Source organism: Pectobacterium sp. A5351 (assembly GCF_028335745.1).
Lineage (GTDB): Bacteria > Pseudomonadota > Gammaproteobacteria > Enterobacterales > Enterobacteriaceae > Pectobacterium.
Window position 1 is genome coordinate 2,595,865 of the sequence record NZ_CP116477.1, and the last position, 18,543, is coordinate 2,614,407.

Annotated in this window: 16 protein-coding genes; 11 read left to right on the forward strand and 5 right to left on the reverse strand. The window is 52.4% G+C overall.

What is annotated here, in order from left to right; translation table 11 throughout:
* Window positions 1-95: 95 nt before the first annotated feature.
* Window positions 96-968, reverse strand: a complete 873-nt coding sequence (gene yieE / locus O1Q74_RS12130; protein WP_271873469.1) for a DNA-binding transcriptional regulator YeiE — start codon at window positions 966-968, stop codon at window positions 96-98.
* 118 nt (window positions 969-1,086) lie between these two features.
* On the opposite strand from yieE, the gene O1Q74_RS12135 reads away from it, so the two are divergent.
* Both O1Q74_RS12135 and nfo read left to right on the forward strand, forming a co-directional pair.
* On the forward strand, window positions 1,087-2,160 hold the full coding sequence (locus tag O1Q74_RS12135) for a YeiH family protein (protein WP_271873471.1): 1,074 nt from the start codon (window positions 1,087-1,089) through the stop codon (window positions 2,158-2,160).
* 68 nt (window positions 2,161-2,228) lie between these two features.
* Window positions 2,229-3,077, forward strand: coding sequence for a deoxyribonuclease IV (gene nfo, locus O1Q74_RS12140; protein ID WP_271873472.1), 849 nt, complete (start codon window positions 2,229-2,231; stop codon window positions 3,075-3,077).
* Between the two features lie 100 nt (window positions 3,078-3,177).
* Here nfo and fruA read toward each other — a convergent pair whose 3' ends face one another.
* From fruA to fruB, 3 genes are read right to left on the reverse strand one after another with little or no spacing between them, the layout of a single operon-like run.
* A complete protein-coding gene (gene fruA, locus O1Q74_RS12145) occupies window positions 3,178-4,869 on the reverse strand; it encodes a PTS fructose transporter subunit IIBC (protein WP_271873474.1) in 1,692 nt (563 codons plus the stop codon).
* A gap of 18 nt (window positions 4,870-4,887) precedes the next feature.
* A complete protein-coding gene (gene fruK, locus O1Q74_RS12150; protein ID WP_005967280.1) occupies window positions 4,888-5,826 on the reverse strand; it encodes a 1-phosphofructokinase in 939 nt (312 codons plus the stop codon).
* Window positions 5,823-6,956, reverse strand: coding sequence for a fused PTS fructose transporter subunit IIA/HPr protein (fruB, locus tag O1Q74_RS12155; RefSeq protein ID WP_271873482.1), 1,134 nt, complete (start codon window positions 6,954-6,956; stop codon window positions 5,823-5,825). The genes fruK and fruB overlap by 4 nt, the downstream gene beginning before the upstream one ends.
* Before the next feature lie 333 nt (window positions 6,957-7,289).
* On the opposite strand from fruB, the gene setB reads away from it, so the two are divergent.
* Window positions 7,290-8,468: a sugar efflux transporter SetB gene (gene setB, locus O1Q74_RS12160; RefSeq protein ID WP_271873484.1), complete on the forward strand. Its 1,179-nt coding sequence runs from the start codon at window positions 7,290-7,292 to the stop codon at window positions 8,466-8,468.
* 10 nt (window positions 8,469-8,478) lie between these two features.
* Here setB and O1Q74_RS12165 read toward each other — a convergent pair whose 3' ends face one another.
* Window positions 8,479-8,733 carry a hypothetical protein gene (locus tag O1Q74_RS12165; protein WP_015839911.1) on the reverse strand — a complete coding sequence of 85 codons (255 nt, stop codon included), beginning with the start codon at window positions 8,731-8,733 and terminating at the stop codon, window positions 8,479-8,481.
* Window positions 8,734-8,895: 162 nt separating this feature from the next.
* Here O1Q74_RS12165 and yeiP point away from each other — a divergent pair, with 162 nt between their 5' ends.
* The 8 genes from yeiP (at window position 8,896) to yejF (ending at window position 18,543) form a co-directional block, all read left to right on the forward strand.
* Window positions 8,896-9,468 (forward strand): elongation factor P-like protein YeiP, encoded by a 573-nt coding sequence (yeiP, locus tag O1Q74_RS12170; RefSeq protein WP_271873488.1) that lies wholly within the window; start codon window positions 8,896-8,898, stop codon window positions 9,466-9,468.
* Window positions 9,469-9,555: 87 nt separating this feature from the next.
* Window positions 9,556-10,557: a CobW family GTP-binding protein gene (locus O1Q74_RS12175; protein WP_271873490.1), complete on the forward strand. Its 1,002-nt coding sequence runs from the start codon at window positions 9,556-9,558 to the stop codon at window positions 10,555-10,557.
* 38 nt (window positions 10,558-10,595) lie between these two features.
* Window positions 10,596-11,297: a phosphatase PAP2 family protein gene (locus O1Q74_RS12180; RefSeq protein ID WP_271873492.1), complete on the forward strand. Its 702-nt coding sequence runs from the start codon at window positions 10,596-10,598 to the stop codon at window positions 11,295-11,297.
* 322 nt (window positions 11,298-11,619) lie between these two features.
* On the forward strand, window positions 11,620-12,204 hold the full coding sequence (gene mepS / locus O1Q74_RS12185; protein WP_271873494.1) for a bifunctional murein DD-endopeptidase/murein LD-carboxypeptidase: 585 nt from the start codon (window positions 11,620-11,622) through the stop codon (window positions 12,202-12,204).
* Window positions 12,205-12,987: 783 nt separating this feature from the next.
* Window positions 12,988-14,796 (forward strand): extracellular solute-binding protein, encoded by a 1,809-nt coding sequence (locus O1Q74_RS12190; RefSeq protein WP_271873496.1) that lies wholly within the window; start codon window positions 12,988-12,990, stop codon window positions 14,794-14,796.
* 9 nt (window positions 14,797-14,805) lie between these two features.
* Window positions 14,806-15,903: a microcin C ABC transporter permease YejB gene (locus O1Q74_RS12195; protein ID WP_225087776.1), complete on the forward strand. Its 1,098-nt coding sequence runs from the start codon at window positions 14,806-14,808 to the stop codon at window positions 15,901-15,903.
* Window positions 15,900-16,925 (forward strand): ABC transporter permease, encoded by a 1,026-nt coding sequence (locus O1Q74_RS12200; protein WP_271873500.1) that lies wholly within the window; start codon window positions 15,900-15,902, stop codon window positions 16,923-16,925. The genes O1Q74_RS12195 and O1Q74_RS12200 overlap by 4 nt, the downstream gene beginning before the upstream one ends.
* A 1-nt stretch (window position 16,926) precedes the next feature.
* Complete coding sequence (gene yejF, locus O1Q74_RS12205) at window positions 16,927-18,543, forward strand: microcin C ABC transporter ATP-binding protein YejF (protein ID WP_271873502.1); 1,617 nt, start codon at window positions 16,927-16,929, stop codon at window positions 18,541-18,543.

Below are 18,543 nucleotides of genomic sequence, written 5' to 3' on the forward strand. Positions count from 1 at the left end.
GTAGCAAATCGCGTTGTGCTGAATAGTTAAGATCGTCGAGTTATAAGAGAGCTTAATAACTCACGTCCGATTATTAGCAGCAGAAAATATTTTCGCTATGGCTTTTCACAGCAATAACTCAGGAAACGTTGCAGCACATTTGACAGATGTTTCTGCCGGTGGTGTACCAGATACAGCGTCCGTGTGAGTTTAAGCAGCGGCACCTTCAGTTCCACCAACGAACCTGACGCCAACTGTTCGGCAATAACATGTCGCGACAGGCAACTGATTCCGATCCCGTGGCGAACCGCATGTTTAATCGCCTCCGAGTTCCCTAACTCCATCACCAGATGGAAATGCGACAGGTGCGTCAGCAGCAGATGATCCAGCACTTCACGCGTGCCTGAACCACGTTCACGAAGGATCCAATGCGCATCCGCCAGCGCGGCTAATGATACAGAACCCCGACTGAGCGGATGGTCGGGAGAACAAAACACCACCAGTTCATCTTCCAGCCAGGGTTGCGTAATCAAATCAGGATGGTGGCAAGGCCCTTCGATCAAACCTAAATCGACACTGAATTCAGACACGCGAGTGATCACATCTTTCGTATTGCCAACATGCAGCTCTAGCGGAATGTCAGGGTAGTCATGGCGATAGCGGGCAATCATTGCGGGCAACAGGTAGTTGCCGATGGTACTGCTGGCATAAATGCGCAGCGCCCCATTATCACGGCGGAAAAGCTGTTCAATTTCCATCGACTGCTCAAGTAATGCCAGCGCTTTGGGGTACAGCAGACGGCCATGTTCATTAACCACCAAACGTTTGCCAACGCGATCGAAAAGTTGAACACCCAACTGCCCTTCTAAATCCGCCAACGCGGCGCTGACAGCCGATTGAGACAGGGCAAGTACAACGGAGGCCTGTGTCGTTGAACCACTTTTCAGGACTTCGGCAAAGACTTCCAGTTGACGTAACGTGATATGCATAGTGCGCTCTTTATCTGAAATACCTATAAGTTATAAATATATAATCAATTTCTCTTTTAATCTCGTGGATTATAAGCTGGCTTCTCAATTCGGTACGGTCAGAATAGGCACCAAACCCATGGCTCTTCCTACAACGTTACAAGGAATGGTTCCATCCGATGGAGCAAAAGCACGATTACCCGGTCTGCTGTTAGTCAGTTTAATAACTTTTTCACTCCTCTGGCTGGCAAATATTCCGAAAATCGCTCACTGGGGGCCGGGTTCACTGACATTAGCGATTCTCATGGGGATCATACTGGGAAACAGCGTTTATCCACGCCTTCATCCTCTGTGCGATCCTGGCGTGCAGTGGGCCAAGCAGCATTTACTGCGCTGGGGCATCATACTTTATGGTGTTCGCCTCAGCTTTCAGCAGGTGACAACCGTTGGCGTTACCGGGATTGCCGTCGACCTTACCGTGGTCACGCTGACGTTTTTACTTGCCTGCTGGATGGGCAAGCGCTGGCTGAAGCTCGACAATGAAATCGTGATGCTCATCGGTGCTGGCAGCAGCATCTGCGGCGCAGCCGCAATCATGGCAACCGCACCCGTTGTCAAAGCGTCCAGCAATGCCATTGCTGTCGCCGTTTCCACCGTGGTGATTTTCGGTACGACAGCCATGTTTTTGTACCCGTGGCTCTATCAGCTCAATCTCGATCATCACTGGATTGACGTTACACCGCAGATCGTCGGTCTGTACTTTGGCTCGACGATACATGAAGTCGCTCAGGTCGTTGCCGCCGCACATGCCGTCGATAGCGCGACAGAAAACATCGCCGTCATCAGCAAAATGCTGCGCGTGATGATGCTGGCGCCTTTCCTTGTCGTTCTCGGGTTTTACCTGAAAAAAGCGACACAAAAAAGTGATGCACAAGACGCGGTTCCGCTGGTATTCCCGTGGTTTGCACTGGGGTTTATCGCCGTTGCCGCCTTCAACTCTTTCTCACTCCTGTCTCCGACACTCGTCACGCAGTTAGTTCAACTTGATAATATTCTGCTGACCATGGCGATGGTTGCGCTGGGGCTGACTACCCGATTCAGTGCTATTCGTCAGGCTGGCACCAAACCACTGCTGCTGGCACTTATTCTATTTATCTGGCTGGTGGTTGGCGGCGCAGGCATCAATCTGTTCTTCGAACATTTATTCGGCTAACGATAAATTATTTGGCTGTTAACGTCTCATTAACCTGCATAATGTCTCCGTTACCAGAGGAGACCAACATGAAATACATCGGCGCGCACGTTAGCGCGGCAGGCGGGGTCGATCAGGCCGTGATTCGCGCACACGAGATAAAGGCAACGGCTTTTGCGTTATTTACCAAGAATCAGCGCCAATGGCAGGCTGCGCCGCTCAGCGCGGAGCTTATCGACCGTTTTAAAGCTGCCTGTGAACAGTACGCCTATACGCCAGCACAGATTCTGCCCCACGACAGCTATCTGATTAATCTGGGCCACCCAGACGACGAGGCGCTGGAAAAATCACGCATCGCGTTTATCGATGAAATGTCCCGCTGCCAGCAGCTTGGGCTGAGTCTGCTGAATTTTCACCCCGGTAGCCATCTGAAACAGATTGAAGAAGCAGACTGTCTGGCCCGTATCGCCGAGTCCATCAATATCGCGCTGGCGGAAACGGACGGTGTTACCGCCGTGATTGAAAACACCGCCGGACAAGGTAGCAATCTCGGTTTCCGCTTTGAGCATCTGGCGGCCATCATCGACGGCGTAGAAGATAAAAGCCGCGTTGGCGTCTGTATCGATACCTGTCACGCCTTCGCTGGCGGCTACGATCTGCGGACAGAAGCCGATTGCGCAGCCACCTTCGCTGAATTCGAGCGCATTGTTGGGTTCCGCTATCTGCGCGGAATGCACTTGAACGATGCAAAGAGCGCGTTCGCCAGCCGCGTTGACCGACACCATAGTCTGGGGGAAGGCAATATCGGCAAAACGGCCTTCAGCTATATCATGAAAGATGCCCGCTTTGATGGTATCCCAATGATTCTGGAGACAATCAACCCTGACATCTGGGCCGACGAAATCGCCTGGCTCAAATCCGAAGCCCAGCGTAGTTAGTTTTTTATCCCATAAAAAAGCGCCAGAAGGTTACCCAACTGGCGCTATCTCATTCACATCCTTGTGTTATGGCATGATTTTTTAACGACGATAATCAGACTTACGCGACTTTCGCCAGTTGTTCATCAGAGCGTTTCAGCAGCGCGTACAGCACACCAGCCACGATGGTTCCCGCAATGATCGCCAACAGATAGCCGATAACGGGAGTAATCGCGCCAGGAATCAGCAGCACGAACAGACCGCCGTGTGGTGCCATCAGTTTAGCGCCCACCGCCATCGACAACGCACCAGTCAGTGCACCACCGAGGATACAGCAAGGCAGAACGCGCATTGGGTCACGCGCCGCGTAAGGAATCGCCCCTTCAGAGATAAAGCACAGGCCCAGTACAAACGCCGCTTTGCCTCCTTCACGCTCGGTCGGGTTGAATTTCTTACTTGCCAGCACGGTTGCCAGCCCCATCGCCAGCGGTGGCACCATACCTGCAGCCATGACGGCAGCCATCGGCGCGTAAATCTGGCTACTGAGCAAGGTCGTACCGAAGACGTAAGCCACCTTGTTAACCGGGCCGCCCATATCCGTACACATCATCGCACCCAGAATCGCACCCAGGATCACCGCATTCGCCGTACCCATGGATTGCAGCCAGCTAGTCAGGCCAGTCAGGATTTTCGCCACCGGCGTACCGACGACATAAATCATGATAAGACCGGTGATCAGCGTAGCAAACAGCGGAATGATCAGAATCGGTTTTAGCGCCGTCAGACTTTGCGGCAGAATCAGCTTATTGTTGATCGCTTTGGCCACATAACCGGCCAGGAAACCTGCGATGATCCCACCGAGGAAGCCTGCCCCCGTACTCACCGCTAACATCCCGCCAACCAGACCCGGCGTTAAGCCCGGACGATCCGCAATGGAGAAAGCGATATAGCCCGCCAACACCGGCACCATCAGTGCGAAGGCAGAACCGCCACCGATCTTCATCAGCGCCGCGGCCAGCGTACCTTCCTGTTTAAAGGCTTCAATACCAAAGACAAACGACAGGGCGATACACAGACCACCCGCCACCACCATCGGCAACATATAGGATACGCCAGTCAGCAGGTGACGATAGGGACCCGTTCCGCCTTTCTGAGCAGACTCGTTCGCACTTGACGCACTGGTTTGCCCAGACGGCTGATACACTTTCGCTTCAGTCTGCGCTTTATCTAACTCCTGCGCCGTCTTCTTCAGTGCCAACCCTGTGGAAGTGCGATACATCTTCTTGCCAGCAAACTTCGCCAGATCGACTTCAATATCCGCAGCAACGATCACCAGATCGGCCTGCTCCACTTCTTCTGGGGTAATCGCGTTGCCCGCACCAACGGAGCCGCGCGTTTCCACTTTAACCCACCAGCCGCGTTTTTTAGCTTCACTTTCAATCGCTTCTGCTGCCATAAACGTGTGCGCGACGCCAGTCGGACACGCCGTTACGGCAACAATGCGCTTAGCAGCAGCGTGTTGCTGAACGGAAGCTGACGCGACAGCCTGATACGTCGTTGCTTCAGCCTGCGCCTTTGCCAAAAAGGCTTCCGGCTGCGAAACAGCCAGCTCAATGTCACCGACATAAACCTGCTTGCCATTCAGTGCACTGTCCGCCGCAGCGGATGCACCCAGAACGATCGCCAGTTCTGCATCGTTAGCCTGTTCTGTAAACGTCACCCCTGCTTTCGCAGCGGCAGCGCCGAGTAGGTTCTTCACCAGTTGGCTTCTCGCCAGGCCCAGTGATTTATCCAAAATCAGCAGCGTTTTCATTGTTTATCTCCTGCTGTATCAGTTAAAGGGTTTCAGGTCGACACGCGCCATCATCGCGGCCAACTGAGGACGATCGGTAATACCAACATTACTTTGGCTCACGGCCAGAGCCGAAACTGCCGTCGCCAAACGCAAAGTGTGCTCACTGGACTCACGCATTAATAAGCCATAAATCAACCCCCCAACCATGGAGTCGCCCGCACCTACCGTACTTACCACATCACAAGCCGGTGGTTTTGCCAGCCAGGCACCCGATGCATTCACCCACAGCGCGCCTTCCGCACCCAGTGAGATCACAACATGTGCGATACCCTGTTCACGCAGCGCGTGGGCGGCATCCACCACATCAGCCAGCGTAGGTAATTTACGCCCAGCCCATATTTCCAGCTCCCGGCGGTTTGGTTTCACCAACCAGGGAGAGGCTTTCAGTCCCGCCACCAGCGCTTCACGGCTGCTGTCGAAAATAATGCAAGGACACTGCGTACGCAGACGCGACATCCAGTCGGTAAACGCATCAGGATCGACGCCAGCCGGCAGACTGCCGCTTACCGCAACCATGTCGAACTGCCCCAGCCAGCTCAGCGAATCATTGACGAAACGCTGCCAGTCCTGCTGTGTCACTTCAAAACCGGAAAAGTTGAAGTCGGTAACGTCACCATCTTTTTCGGTTAATTTGACGTTAATGCGCGTACGTCCTGGCACAACCTGGAAGCGGTTAGCAATGCCCAGTTCGCTGAACAGTTGCTGAAAACCATCCTGATTGTCTTTGCCCAGAAAGCCACCTACCGTGACATCAATCCCGAGATCTTTCAGCACCTTGGCAACGTTAATGCCTTTGCCTGCGGCGTGCAGACCCGCTGTCTGAACCAGATTGACTTCGCCTTTCTCAACTTCCGGGCAATAGCCAACCAGGTCATAAGCTGGATTCAGGGTGATTGTGGCTACTCTCCTGCTCATGCTGCCCCCTCGCCCAAACCGGACGTAATCGCGTCGCCAATCGCGGCCAGTGCTTGTTCCGCATCGCTACCGCTGGCGGTGAAACGCAGTTTGTGACCTTTCTTCACGCCCAGTGCGACGACTTTCATCAGGCTGCGGCCATTTGCCGGTTTGCCTGTTCCATCCAGGTTGGTGACGGTAATCTCACTGCTGAACTGTTTGATCACGTTCACCAGCATGGTTCCCGGACGTGCGTGCAGACCGTGCTCGTTGCGAATGGTAAATTCGGCTGTCAGCACTTCGCTCTCTTCCGGTACATCGCTGGTCAAAAGTGCCAGCAGCGTCGGTGCATCAGCTGTCAGCAGACGATCCGCTTTTTGTGCAATCAGCAGGTTACTCAGATAATCGATCGGCGCAAAAGCCTGATCGTCAGCCGCAGCTACCGTGACCAATAACGCCACGTTTTCACCATCAACGCTGAAAGGCGTAGCCGGGCGCGCCACTGCGGCTGCGCTGCTGAGGTTACCGACAGCACTATCGCTGAACCACACGCCTTGTCCCAGATTCAGCGGCTTACTGCTGACTGCGGTGCTGACGAAGCTGGCATCGGCTGCGCCGACCTGCTGAAGACGACCCGCATTCAGCGCCTGAAGCGTCAGCAGATTATCGGTCGCCACATCCAGCGCAATCAGCGAGGTATCAAAGCGGAACTCCGCCAGTTGTTGCTCGCCCATCAGCAGGCTACGCAGTTCTTCTGCTGACGTGGTGCTTGCCAAGCGAGCCGCTACGCGATCGTCGCTCAGGACGTGAGTCAATTGGCGCAGCAACGCCAGATGTTCATCAGAACGGGCTGCAATACCCAACACCACGTAGGCGGTTTGATCTTCACCCCAGGCAATACCCTGAGGAAACTGAAATACTTGAACCCCGGTCTTCAATACCAGATCGCGGGTATCGGTGGTGCCGTGAGGGATAGCAATGCCGCTTCCCAAATAGGTGGATGTTTGCTGTTCGCGCTGGAGCATGCCGTCGACATACCCTGCGTTAACGCACCCGGCCTCGGTCAGTGCTGAAGCAACAAGCTGGATAGCTTCCTGCTTAGTACTGGCCGCTGCGCCCAAATGAATATCTTGCTGTGACAACTGGAACATGGCTCTCCTCTCTTGCTGAAAGTTGAATCGTTTCAGCTTTTATGAGAAAAAAATGTGTCGATTGTTAGGGCGTTTCAAAAAAATTCCGCTGAAACGTTTCAAAAGTCTCATTCTATTACGTCATTTATGCAAGCTTTCTACGCTGCTGACGTAACAGAATTTTGACATCACGCACATTTTAACGTGGATGATGCGCTGCCCGCCAACAAAAATCCGCAAATGGCTGAAGCCGTGCTGACGAAAAATAATGAAACAAGATTTCTGTTTCATTATAAACCCGAGTAGACTGTCGCGCTCGACAGCCTCTGCCTATTTTCCAAGCGCTATCAATTTATGTTCACTCCTGCAAACACAACACGACGCCCGCTTGACCTGACATCGTCAGCATTCCTGGTTATTGCCTTTCTGACCGGAACAGCCGGCGCCCTGCAACTTCCTACGCTCAGCCTCTTTCTTTCCAGTGAAGTACAGGCTCGTCCTTTTCTGGTGGGAATGTTTTATACCGGCAGTGCGGTTATCGGCATTGTTGTCAGCCAGATGCTGGCCACGCGTTCGGACCGTCAGGGCGATCGCAAATCGCTGATCTTCGTCTGCTGCCTGCTGGGCGCACTGGCCTGCATGCTGTTTGCATGGAACCGTAACTACTTTATTCTGCTTTTTATCGGCGTGCTGCTGAGCAGCTTTGGCTCCACCGCCAACCCGCAGCTCTTTGCGCTGGCGCGGGAGCACGCGGATAAAACCGGCCGAGAAGCGGCAATGTTCAGCTCCATCCTCCGCGCCCAGATTTCTCTCGCCTGGGTTGTTGGCCCGCCTATCGCTTTTGCACTGGCGCTGGGATTCGGCTTCACGACGATGTATCTGACTGCGGCGGCCGTCTTTATCCTGTGCGGTATTCTGGTCAAGCTCTTCTTACCTTCCATGCCCAAAGCGGTGGAAAAGACCACCTCAACGTTGGAATCGCCGCGTCGTAATCGCCGGGATACGCTCTTGTTGTTCGTTGCCTGTACCTTGATGTGGACCTGCAACGGGATTTACCTCATTAATATGCCGCTTTATCTGGTGCATGAACTGCATCTGCCGGAGAAGCTGGCGGGGATCATGATGGGTGTGGCCGCCGGGCTGGAAATTCCGGTCATGTTGATTGCGGGCTACGTTGCCAAACGCTTCGGGAAACGTTTCCTGATGCGGCTTGCCGTTGCCTCAGGATTGCTGTTCTTCGGCGGCTTGCTGGTTCTCGATGGGGAAATTGCGCTGCTGGGGTTACAAGCGCTGAACGCGATATTTATTGGCATTCTGGCCGGAATCGGCATGCTCTATTTTCAGGATTTGATGCCCGGACAGGCCGGCGCGGCTACCACGCTGTTTACCAATACCACGCGCGTTGGCTGGATCATCTCTGGTTCACTGGCTGGGATCGTTGCGGAAATCTGGAACTATCACGCGGTCTTCTTCTTCGCGCTGCTAATGATCGTCGGTTCCATCTATTGTATGTGGCGTATCAAAGAAGCCTAATGGCCACACGTTAAGGGGCCGTATCGGCTTCCAGCTTGAGCAGGTAAACCATTGCCTCATCCCGATGGCTGAAGCACATATCTGCGCGCGGCTGTAGCCCTGCGCAAACCGCGGGCCGCAGCGGTGAATGAAATAATCCGCAGCGCATCGCGTCATCGAGATGGATACAGGGCGTGTTCGCGGGCTTGCCGTGCGGCAGCCCCGGCATGGGGGTCGAAATCGATGGCGCGGTACAACAAGCACCGCAATGGGAGCGACAGTCCATCAGCAAACTCTCCGGTGGGCTGACAAAAGATAGAGAGCGCCACGATAACAGTCCCGCAGCGAAAAACCAATATCAGCATCTTTATCTTATCACTTGCCTGAACTCTCTGGCGCGAGTAACGTGTCGCCACAAAAATCACACTCCCTATAGCAGGAAATTTTTATGGCAAGAGCGAACGAGATTAAACGCGGTATGGTCGTTAACTATAACGACAAGTTATTGCTGGTAAAGGACATCGACGTCCAGAGCCCCAGCGCCCGCGGTGCCAGCACACTGTACAAAATGCGCTTTTCTGACGTGCGCACGGGGTTGAAAGTGGAAGAGCGTTTTAAAGGCGATGATATTCTCGACACCATCACGCTGACGCGCCGCACGGTCACCTTCTCTTATATTGACGGCGACGAATACGTCTTTATGGATGATGAGGACTACACCCCTTACCTCTTCAAAAAAGATCAAATAGAAGAAGAGCTGCTGTTTATCCCTGAAGGCGGCATGCCGGGCATTCAGGTATTGAGCTGGGACGGCCAGATCATCGCGCTGGAACTGCCACAAACGGTGGATCTGGAAATCATTGATACCGCACCGGGCATTAAAGGCGCCTCCGCCAGTGCACGCAACAAACCTGCGACCATGAGCACCGGTCTGGTTATCCCTGTTCCAGAATATCTGAGCGCAGGTGAAAAGATCCGCATTCATATTCCAGAACGCCGCTACATGGGTCGCGCAGACTAACAGTCTACATTGTGCTTTCCGCACAATACTTGTCGCCGGATGACCAATCCGGCACACGTCACCCCTCCCCCGCATTAGGAGCCTGCCATGCTAACGAAAGTCAATTTGATTACGGGATTTCTCGGTAGTGGAAAAACCACCACGATTCGTCATCTTCTATCGCAAAAGCCTGAAGACGAAGTCTGGGCGGTACTGGTCAATGAATTCGGCGAAGTGGGCATTGACGGTGCGTTACTGGCGGACAGCGGTGCCGTCCTGAAAGAAATTCCCGGTGGCTGCATGTGCTGCGTGAACGGTCTACCTATGCAGGTTGGCCTGAATATGCTGCTGCAACAGAAAAAGCCTCACCGTCTACTCATCGAACCTACAGGGCTCGGTCACCCGAAACAAATTCTCTCCTTGCTGACAAGTGACATCTATCAGCCCTGGCTAACATTGCAGACTACGCTATGCCTGCTGGATGCACGCCAGTTAAGTGAAACTCGTTACACGGAAAATGAGAACTTCCGCGATCAGCTTGCCGCCGCGGATATCATTATCGCCAACAAACGTGATACCTATACCCCCGACGATCTCACAGCATTACAGCAATGGCAGCAGGCAAGCAGCGAGGGTCGACAACTTATCGAAGCCAGTCAGGGAAATATTGACCGACAACTGCTCGATCAGCCGCAACACCATTCATCGCAAAACCGTGTGCGCGAACTTCCAGATGGCGTCCACCACCATTCACATAAGCCAACGAACGGTTTGGCCGCGCTGCAATTACCGGGTGGACAATCCTGGCGACGTTCACTCAATCAGGGACAAGGCTATCATGCCTGCGGCTGGATATTCGCACCTGAAACCACTTTTGATACCGCCGCCCTGCTGGACTGGGTTCGTCTTTCTCCCGTAAGCCGGCTTAAAGGGGTGATGCGTATAAAGGAAGGGACACTCGTCGTTAACCGTCAGGGACACGACCTGCATATAGAAACCCGATCGGCGGCCCCCATTGATAGCCGTATCGAAGTCATCAATGAAACACCGGCAGAATGGAATACGTTACAAGCCTCGTTGTTAAAGGCTCGTTTAGTTAACATGGACTAAACTAAATTTTTTTCGTCTTTGCTTGGATGCTTTGCCTTATGTCTTTTGCTCGTCTTTCTTCTATTCTAGTGCTCAACGCCTTGGGCATCGGTTTGTTCTTATCCTGGTACCTTCTGGAAAATCATGGCTTTTGGTTCACGCTCGACAGCCATATCTTTTTCTATTTCAATCGTCTCTTAGTCGATAGTCCGGCGTTTTTACATCTGGTTGCCATTACCAACAACCGCGCCTTTGACGGCTGTGCGCTCATTGCGATGGGCTTGCTGTATCTATCATTTTATCTGAAAGCCACACCTACAGAACGCCGCCGTTTGTTGATCATCGGCTTTATCATGCTGCTAACCGCCGTGGTGCTAAATCAGGCGGGGCATTTATTACCTGTGCAACACGCCAGCCCGACGCTCTATTTTAGCGACGTCAACCGCGTTTCAGATTTAACCGGTATTCCGACCAAAGATGCTTCATCAGACAGTTTCCCTGGCGACCACGGCATGATGCTGATGATCTTTGCCACTTTTATGCTGCGCTATTTCACCCGCACCGCTTTTGTTATCGGTCTGGCCATCATGGTGATTTTCTCATTGCCTCGCATCATGATTGGCGCACATTGGTTTACCGATATTGCTGTCGGTTCGCTCTCGGTTGTTCTGGTCGGCCTGAGCTGGTGGCTATTAACGCCAGCAAGCGATGCCGCTATTGCCCTGTTAAACCGACTATTTCCTAAAAAATCGACAGTATAAATTCCTATGATTTCAGATTTTTTACATCGACATTTTTTAGCTGAACACATCATTAAATCTTATAAATAAAATAGTTAAAACTTCTCGCAATCCTGCTGCTGTTGCGGTAGTCTCGTTCAGGTTTGCTTTTTAGCGCATACTGAACTAGCAGCGGCAAGAGAAATAATGTGCATTCCGACACATTTTCGCCGATGAGTGTTTGGCTAAGAAGAAACTCTGTTTTAGTCTGAGTCTCGTTTTCGTTTGGCATTTATACCCCAGTGAAATGGGGATACTACATAGCGATATTTATCGTTAAGGACAGCAAGGGAACATAACAATAATGGTCAAGTCTCAACCGATTCTGAGATATATCTGGCGGGCAGTGCCTGCCGTCGCGGTGGCGATGATGCTCTCCGCATGTGGAAGTAACAGTGCGTACAACCATAAAGCTCAAACTGATATGCGTGCAGTTAATGACAAAGATAGTCTTTTACTGCAAGCCTCTCAGGATGAATTTGAAGCGTTAGTGCGTAATGTGGACATCAAGTCCAAATTACTCAACCAATATGCAAGTTGGAAAGGCGTTCGTTATCGCTTAGGCGGTGATAGTCGCGGTGGCATTGATTGCTCAGCTTTCGTTCAGCGCACCTTCCGCGAACAGTTTGGTATGGATCTACCGCGTTCAACCTATGAACAGCAAGAGATGGGCCAGAAAATTCAGCGTAATAAACTGCGCGTTGGCGATCTTGTTCTGTTCCGCGCAGGTTCAACCGGACGCCATGTTGGTATCTACCTCGGCAACGATCAGTTCGTCCACGCTTCAACCAGCAGTGGCGTCATCATTTCTAAAATGACGGAAGATTACTGGAATAAGCGTTATCAGGAAGGACGCCGTGTTCTGAGTAAAGGAACGACGACCAGCTAATCAATATCTGCTCCCTTGCTGTGATATTGTTTTGCAAGCAAATATCGCTTTGCGAGTAAAAGAACCTTGCTGTAGCCAACGAAACGAGACGACATGAACGCCGCTTATAACAAGCGGCGTTTTTTTATGATGGACATCCTTGTCCATCACCCTACGGGCCGTTGCTAACGCAACGTTGAAAAACGTTCCCTACGTTTTTTTATGACGAACATCCTTGTCCATCACCCTACGGGCCGTTGCTAACGCAACGTTGAAAAACGTTCCCTACGTTTTTTTATGACGAACATCCTCGCCCATCACCCTACGGGCCGTTGCTAACGCAACGTTGAAAAACGTTCCCTACGTTTTTTTATGACGAACATCCTTGTCCATCACCCTACGGGCCGTTGCTAACGCAACGTTGAAAAACGTTCCCTACGTTTTTTTATGACGAACATCCTTGCCCATCAACTTACGGGTCGTTGCTGACGCAACGTTACAAATTTCTCCCAGAAATTTTTTATGCCTGCTTTGCCCGAATCCTGCTCACATCTGCCCCCTTTTGCGGCGCACTGCGCAAAATATGACTCACTCAACAACCTGAAACATTAACAAGCCGTGATTAAAGTAGGTTTATCACCTGATTTCATGATAAAAAGAAAACACACCGCTTCCCGATGGGAATGTTAATTATTTCAAGAACTTTATGCCGAGAAAATCGGCGTTGTTGACGTTATGGTATGGCACGTCTGCATCAGACGATCCCCAACCCGATAACATCCGCTCGCAGGAGATTACCGTCAGATGTTAAAACGCGTTATCGCTGCCGTATTGCTTTGCACGACCCACTTTGGGCTGCATGCCGAAACGATTGAAAACAGCACCAGTTTTGCACTTTTGGGTGAGCCCAAATACGCCGAGAACTTCCGCCATTTTGATTACGTGAATCCCAATGCGCCCAAAGGCGGTAGCATCACGCTCAGCGCACTAGGGACATTTGACAACTTCAATCGCTACGCGCTACGTGGCGTGGCGGCAGCACGAACTGAACGGCTCTATGATTCTCTCTTTGTTTCTTCCGATGACGAGCCTGGTAGTTATTACCCACTGGTTGCCCTGACAACACGCCATTCAGCGGATTTCCGCTGGATTGAAATCGACATGAATCCCAAAGCCCGCTTTCACGATGGCTCACCAATCACCGCAGCTGACGTCGCGTTCACCTACAATATGTTTATGACGCAGGGCGTGCCGCAGTTTCGCATCTACTTTAAAGATGTTACCGCCAAGGCCGTTGCACCGCTAACCGTACGCTTCGATTTTCCCGTATCCGACAAAAATCGCATGTTTAGTCTGATAACATTGCCCATCATGCCGGAAAAATTCTGGAAGAATCATAAACTCAGCGAGCCGCTATCGTATCCGCCACCAGCCAGTGGCCCTTACCGCATCACGTCCTATCGTACAGGGCAATATGTCACCTACTCACGCGTGAAAGACTACTGGGGTGCCGATCTGCCGGTCAATAAAGGCCAGTACAATTTCAACAAAATCCGCTACGACTACTATCTGGACGACAGCGTCGCGCTGGAGGCCTTTAAAGCCGGCGCCTTCGATCTGCGCGAGGAAGGGTCGCCAAAACATTGGGCAACGCAATATCAGAGCGGCAACTTTGCACGCGGCTATATCATCAAACAGGATCAGGTTAATCAATCTGCACAGGATACACGCTGGCTAGCATTCAATATCCAGCGACCGCTGTTTCAGGATCGTCGTGTCCGTCAGGCGCTAACGCTGGCCTTTGACTTCAATTGGATGAACAAGGCGCTGTATTACAACGCCTATCAACGTACCGACAGCTATTTCCAAAACACCGACTATGCCGCCAAAGGCGAACCCAGCGCAGAAGAACTCGCCTGGCTAACGCCGCTTAAGGACAAGGTGCCTGCCGAAGTCTTTGGTCCCAGCTACCAACCGCCCTCCTCCGACGGCAGCGGCTATGACCGCCAAAACTGGCTTAAGGCACTCAAGCTGCTGGAAGAAGCCGGTTGGGAATTGAAAAATCAAAAGCTGGTCAATAGCAAAACCGGACAACCCTTTACGTTTGAACTGCTGCTGCCAAGCGCTGGCAACTCACAGTACGTCCTGCCGTTTCAGCAGAGCCTGAAAAAACTGGGTATCACCATGAACGTGCGTAACATCGACAGCACGCAGTTCAACAGCCGAATCCGTAAGCGAGATTTCGATATGACGGCAACCGTTTACAGCGCGTTCCTTTACCCCAGTGACGACCTGCAAATCCGCTGGAGTTCACAGTATATCGACTCGACCTATAACAGACCTGGCGTCAGCGATCCCGCGATTGATGCTCTCGTTGAGAAAATCGTTAAGCATCAGGGACAGAAAGTGCCGCTGCTCTCACTGGGGCGCGCGCTGGACAGAGTACTGACCTGGAACCAGTTCATGATTCCGATGTGGTATTCCAATCATGACCGCTTCGCCTATTGGAACAAATTTGCTATGCCCGCTGTGCGCCCGGCTTATTCGCTGGGCTTCGACGGCTGGTGGTTCGATACCCAAAAGGCAGCTACGCTGCCCGCAGAGCGACGTTAAGGAATCAAAATGGGAACGTATCTATTACGCCGCCTCCTGCTGGTCATTCCAACCCTGTGGGCGATTATCACGATTAACTTCTTTATTGTACAAATTGCCCCCGGTGGGCCAGTCGATCAGGCCATCGCGGCCATTGAAATGGGGCACGGCAGCGGTTTTACCGCCAATAGCGGAATGGACGCCGGAATGGCACGTACTGGCACCGGCGGCGCACCGAATATCGAGAACGCCTACCGGGGGGCTCGCGGGCTCGACCCGGAAGTGATCGAAGAAATCACCAAACGCTATGGCTTCGATAAACCGATCCATGAGCGCTATTTTAAATTGCTGTGGGATTATGTCCGCTTTGACTTCGGCGACAGCCTGTTTCGCGGTTCTTCGGTGATGCAATTAATTAAAGAAAGCATGCCGGTTTCCATCACGCTGGGGCTGTGGAGTACACTGATCGTCTACCTGATTTCCATTCCGCTGGGCATCAAGAAAGCCGTAAAGAACGGCACACCGTTCGATACCTGGAGCAGTACGTTAATCATTATCGGTTATGCCATTCCGGCGTTTTTATTTGCGATCATTTTGATTGTGCTGTTCGCGGGGGGCAGTTACCTGGACTGGTTCCCACTACGCGGGCTGGTTTCCAGCAATTTTGATACCCTGCCGTGGTACAGCAAGATTACCGACTATTTGTGGCATATCACGTTACCAGTTCTGGCTTCCGTGATTGGCGGTTTTGCCACCTTAACGATGCTCACCAAGAATTCGTTTATGGATGAGATTCGCAAGCAGTACGTGGTTACTGCACGCGCTAAAGGGCTGGATGAAAAGAGCATTCTCTACCGCCATGTGTTTCGTAATGCGATGCTACTGGTGATCGCCGGTTTCCCTGCCACGTTTATCAGTATGTTTTTTACTGGTTCGCTGCTGATTGAAGTGATGTTCTCTCTCAACGGGTTAGGTCTGTTGGGCTATGACGCAACGCTGCAACGTGACTATCCCGTTATGTTCGGTACGCTGTATATCTTTACGCTTATCGGTTTACTGCTGAACATCGTCAGCGACATGACTTATACGCTGGTGGATCCGCGTATCGATTTTGAGGGACGCCAATGAGCCGCTTAAGCCCGATTAATCAGGCGCGCTGGGCGCGTTTTAAAAGTAATCGTCGCGGTTACTGGTCGCTGTGGGTTTTCATGGTGCTGTTTATCGTCAGCCTGTTTTCCGAGCTCATTGCCAATGATAAACCGCTACTGGTGAAATATGACGGCCAGTTCTATACGCCGGTTCTTATTGATCACAGCGAGAGAACATTCGGTGGACAGTTGGATACCACCGCTGACTTCCGCGATCCTTATATCGCCGAGCGTATCAGCAGCCACGGCTGGGCTATCTGGCCGCTGATTCACTACAGCTACGACACCATCAACTACGCCACGACGGCATCCTTTCCGTCTGCGCCAGACTGGCAGAACTGGCTGGGCACGGACAGCCAGGGGAAAGATGTGGTTGCGCAGGTGCTATATGGCTTCCGTATCTCACTGCTGTTCGGTCTGGCGCTTACGATCCTGTCCAGCGTGATTGGTATCGCCGTCGGTGCGACACAGGGCTATTACGGCGGGCGCCTCGATCTATGGGGACAACGCTTTATCGAAGTCTGGTCAGGTATGCCGACATTGTTTCTCATCATCCTGCTGTCCAGCGTGATTCAGCCGGATTTTTGGTGGCTCTTAGCGATTACCGTCCTTTTCGGCTGGATGAGTCTGGTTGGCGTCGTGCGAGCAGAGTTTTTGCGTACCCGAAACTTTGACTATATCCGCGCGGCGCAGGCGATGGGCGTCAGCGATCGCGCGATTATGTTCCGCTGTATGCTGCCAAACGCGATGGTTGCTACACTGACTTATCTGCCCTTCATTCTCTGCGGCTCAATTACCACGCTGACATCGCTGGACTTTCTCGGCTTTGGTCTGCCGATGGGCTCGCCGTCATTAGGCACCTTATTGCTGGAAGGAAAAAATAATCTTCAGGCACCGTGGCTGGGCATTACCGTGTTTATGGTGCTTTCCATCGTGCTTTCCTTACTCATTTTTATTGGCGAAGCGGTGCGCGACGCCTTTGACCCCAGCAAGGCGCATTAATATGTCCAGTTCACCTTTATTGCAGATAGATAATCTCAGCATTGCCTTCCGCAAAGGCGATCAGGAGCAGCGCGTTGTCGATCAGCTGTCACTGACGGTGAACGCGGGTGAGACGCTGGCACTGGTTGGTGAATCAGGCTCGGGTAAGAGCGTCACCGCGCTGTCGGTTTTGCGTTTGCTCCCTTCCCCACCCGTCATTTATCCACAAGGGGATATCCGTTTCGCCGGGCAATCGCTGCTGCATGCTGATGAAAAAACACTGCGTCAGATACGCGGCAACCGGATCGCAATGATCTTTCAGGAGCCGATGGTGTCGCTGAATCCTCTGCAAAGCATTGAGAAACAGCTGATTGAAGTGCTGTCGCTCCACCGCGGGATGCGCACCGAGGCTGCCCGCAGCGAAGTCATCACCTGTCTGGATCGTGTAGGGATTCGGCAGGCGAAAAGCCGGTTGAATGACTTTCCGCACCAGCTTTCCGGCGGGGAACGCCAGCGCGTCATGATTGCGATGGCGCTGCTGACACAGCCGGATTTGCTGATTGCCGATGAGCCCACAACGGCACTGGACGTGACCGTTCAGGCGCAAATATTGAAATTGCTGAATGAGCTGAAACAGGAGTTGGGAATGAGTTTACTGTTCATCACCCATAACCTGAATATTGTCCGTCAGTTAGCAGATAGCGTATCGGTCATGAAAGCCGGTCAGGCCGTGGAGCACAATAGCTGTCAGCAGCTTTTCAGCGCACCGCAGCACCCCTATACGCGCCAACTGCTGGACGCAGAACCATCAGGCGAGCCACTTCCGGTCGAGGATGACGGTGAGCCACTCCTGCGAGTGGAAAAACTACAGGTTTCGTTTCCCATCAAACGCGGCCTTTTACGCCGTACCGTTGATGAAAAACAGGTAGTGAACAATATCAACTTCACCTTACGGCGCGGCGAAAGTCTCGGTCTGGTGGGGGAATCCGGCTCAGGCAAAAGCACGACCGGGTTAGCGCTATTACGCCTGATTCAATCACGTGGCGATATCTGGTTTGACGGCCAGCCCTTACAGCGGCTAACCCGTAAGCAAATGCTGCCTTTCCGCCATCGGATTCAGGTTGTCTTTCAGGATCCGAACTCCGCGCTGAACCCGCGGCTGAATGTGGAGCAAATTATCGCAGAAGGCTTGACCGTCCATCATAAGTTAAGCAAAGAGGCGCTCGACCAGCGCGTGGTTGAGGCGATGCAGGAAGTTGGGCTGGATCCTGCGACCCGCTACCGCAATCCCTCCGAGTTTTCCGGCGGTCAACGCCAGCGTATCGCCATTGCTCGCGCCCTGATATTGCAACCAGAGCTGCTGATCCTTGATGAACCAACATCATCACTGGACAGAACGGTTCAGGCGCAAATTCTGGCGCTGCTGAAGTCATTACAGAAAAAGCACAAAATCGCCTACCTGTTTATCAGCCATGACTTGCAGGTTATCCGCTCACTGTGTCATCAGGTTATTGTGTTACGACAAGGCGAAGTGGTTGAGCAAGGCGAATGTAAACAGGTATTCACGCACCCTGCCGAGCATTACACGCGGGAATTACTACAGTTTTCATCCTACACAACGGAAACACCGTCGGCATAG

What these genes read in the sequence shown, in the direction of transcription:
- O1Q74_RS12190 (WP_271873496.1), top strand. Translation starts at nt 12,988, where the DNA reads ATGTTAAAACGCGTTATCGCTGCCGTATTGCTTTGCACGACCCACTTT.
- mepS (WP_271873494.1), top strand. Translation starts at nt 11,620, where the DNA reads ATGGTCAAGTCTCAACCGATTCTGAGATATATCTGGCGGGCAGTGCCT.
- fruK (WP_005967280.1), bottom strand. Translation starts at nt 5,826, where the DNA reads ATGAGCAGGAGAGTAGCCACAATCACCCTGAATCCAGCTTATGACCTG.
- yieE (WP_271873469.1), bottom strand. Translation starts at nt 968, where the DNA reads ATGCATATCACGTTACGTCAACTGGAAGTCTTTGCCGAAGTCCTGAAA.
- O1Q74_RS12135 (WP_271873471.1), top strand. Translation starts at nt 1,087, where the DNA reads ATGGCTCTTCCTACAACGTTACAAGGAATGGTTCCATCCGATGGAGCA.
- O1Q74_RS12180 (WP_271873492.1), top strand. Translation starts at nt 10,596, where the DNA reads ATGTCTTTTGCTCGTCTTTCTTCTATTCTAGTGCTCAACGCCTTGGGC.
- O1Q74_RS12200 (WP_271873500.1), top strand. Translation starts at nt 15,900, where the DNA reads ATGAGCCGCTTAAGCCCGATTAATCAGGCGCGCTGGGCGCGTTTTAAA.
- fruB (WP_271873482.1), bottom strand. Translation starts at nt 6,956, where the DNA reads ATGTTCCAGTTGTCACAGCAAGATATTCATTTGGGCGCAGCGGCCAGT.
- setB (WP_271873484.1), top strand. Translation starts at nt 7,290, where the DNA reads ATGTTCACTCCTGCAAACACAACACGACGCCCGCTTGACCTGACATCG.
- O1Q74_RS12165 (WP_015839911.1), bottom strand. Translation starts at nt 8,733, where the DNA reads ATGGACTGTCGCTCCCATTGCGGTGCTTGTTGTACCGCGCCATCGATT.
- O1Q74_RS12175 (WP_271873490.1), top strand. Translation starts at nt 9,556, where the DNA reads ATGCTAACGAAAGTCAATTTGATTACGGGATTTCTCGGTAGTGGAAAA.
- fruA (WP_271873474.1), bottom strand. Translation starts at nt 4,869, where the DNA reads ATGAAAACGCTGCTGATTTTGGATAAATCACTGGGCCTGGCGAGAAGC.
- yeiP (WP_271873488.1), top strand. Translation starts at nt 8,896, where the DNA reads ATGGCAAGAGCGAACGAGATTAAACGCGGTATGGTCGTTAACTATAAC.
- yejF (WP_271873502.1), top strand. Translation starts at nt 16,927, where the DNA reads ATGTCCAGTTCACCTTTATTGCAGATAGATAATCTCAGCATTGCCTTC.
- nfo (WP_271873472.1), top strand. Translation starts at nt 2,229, where the DNA reads ATGAAATACATCGGCGCGCACGTTAGCGCGGCAGGCGGGGTCGATCAG.
- O1Q74_RS12195 (WP_225087776.1), top strand. Translation starts at nt 14,806, where the DNA reads ATGGGAACGTATCTATTACGCCGCCTCCTGCTGGTCATTCCAACCCTG.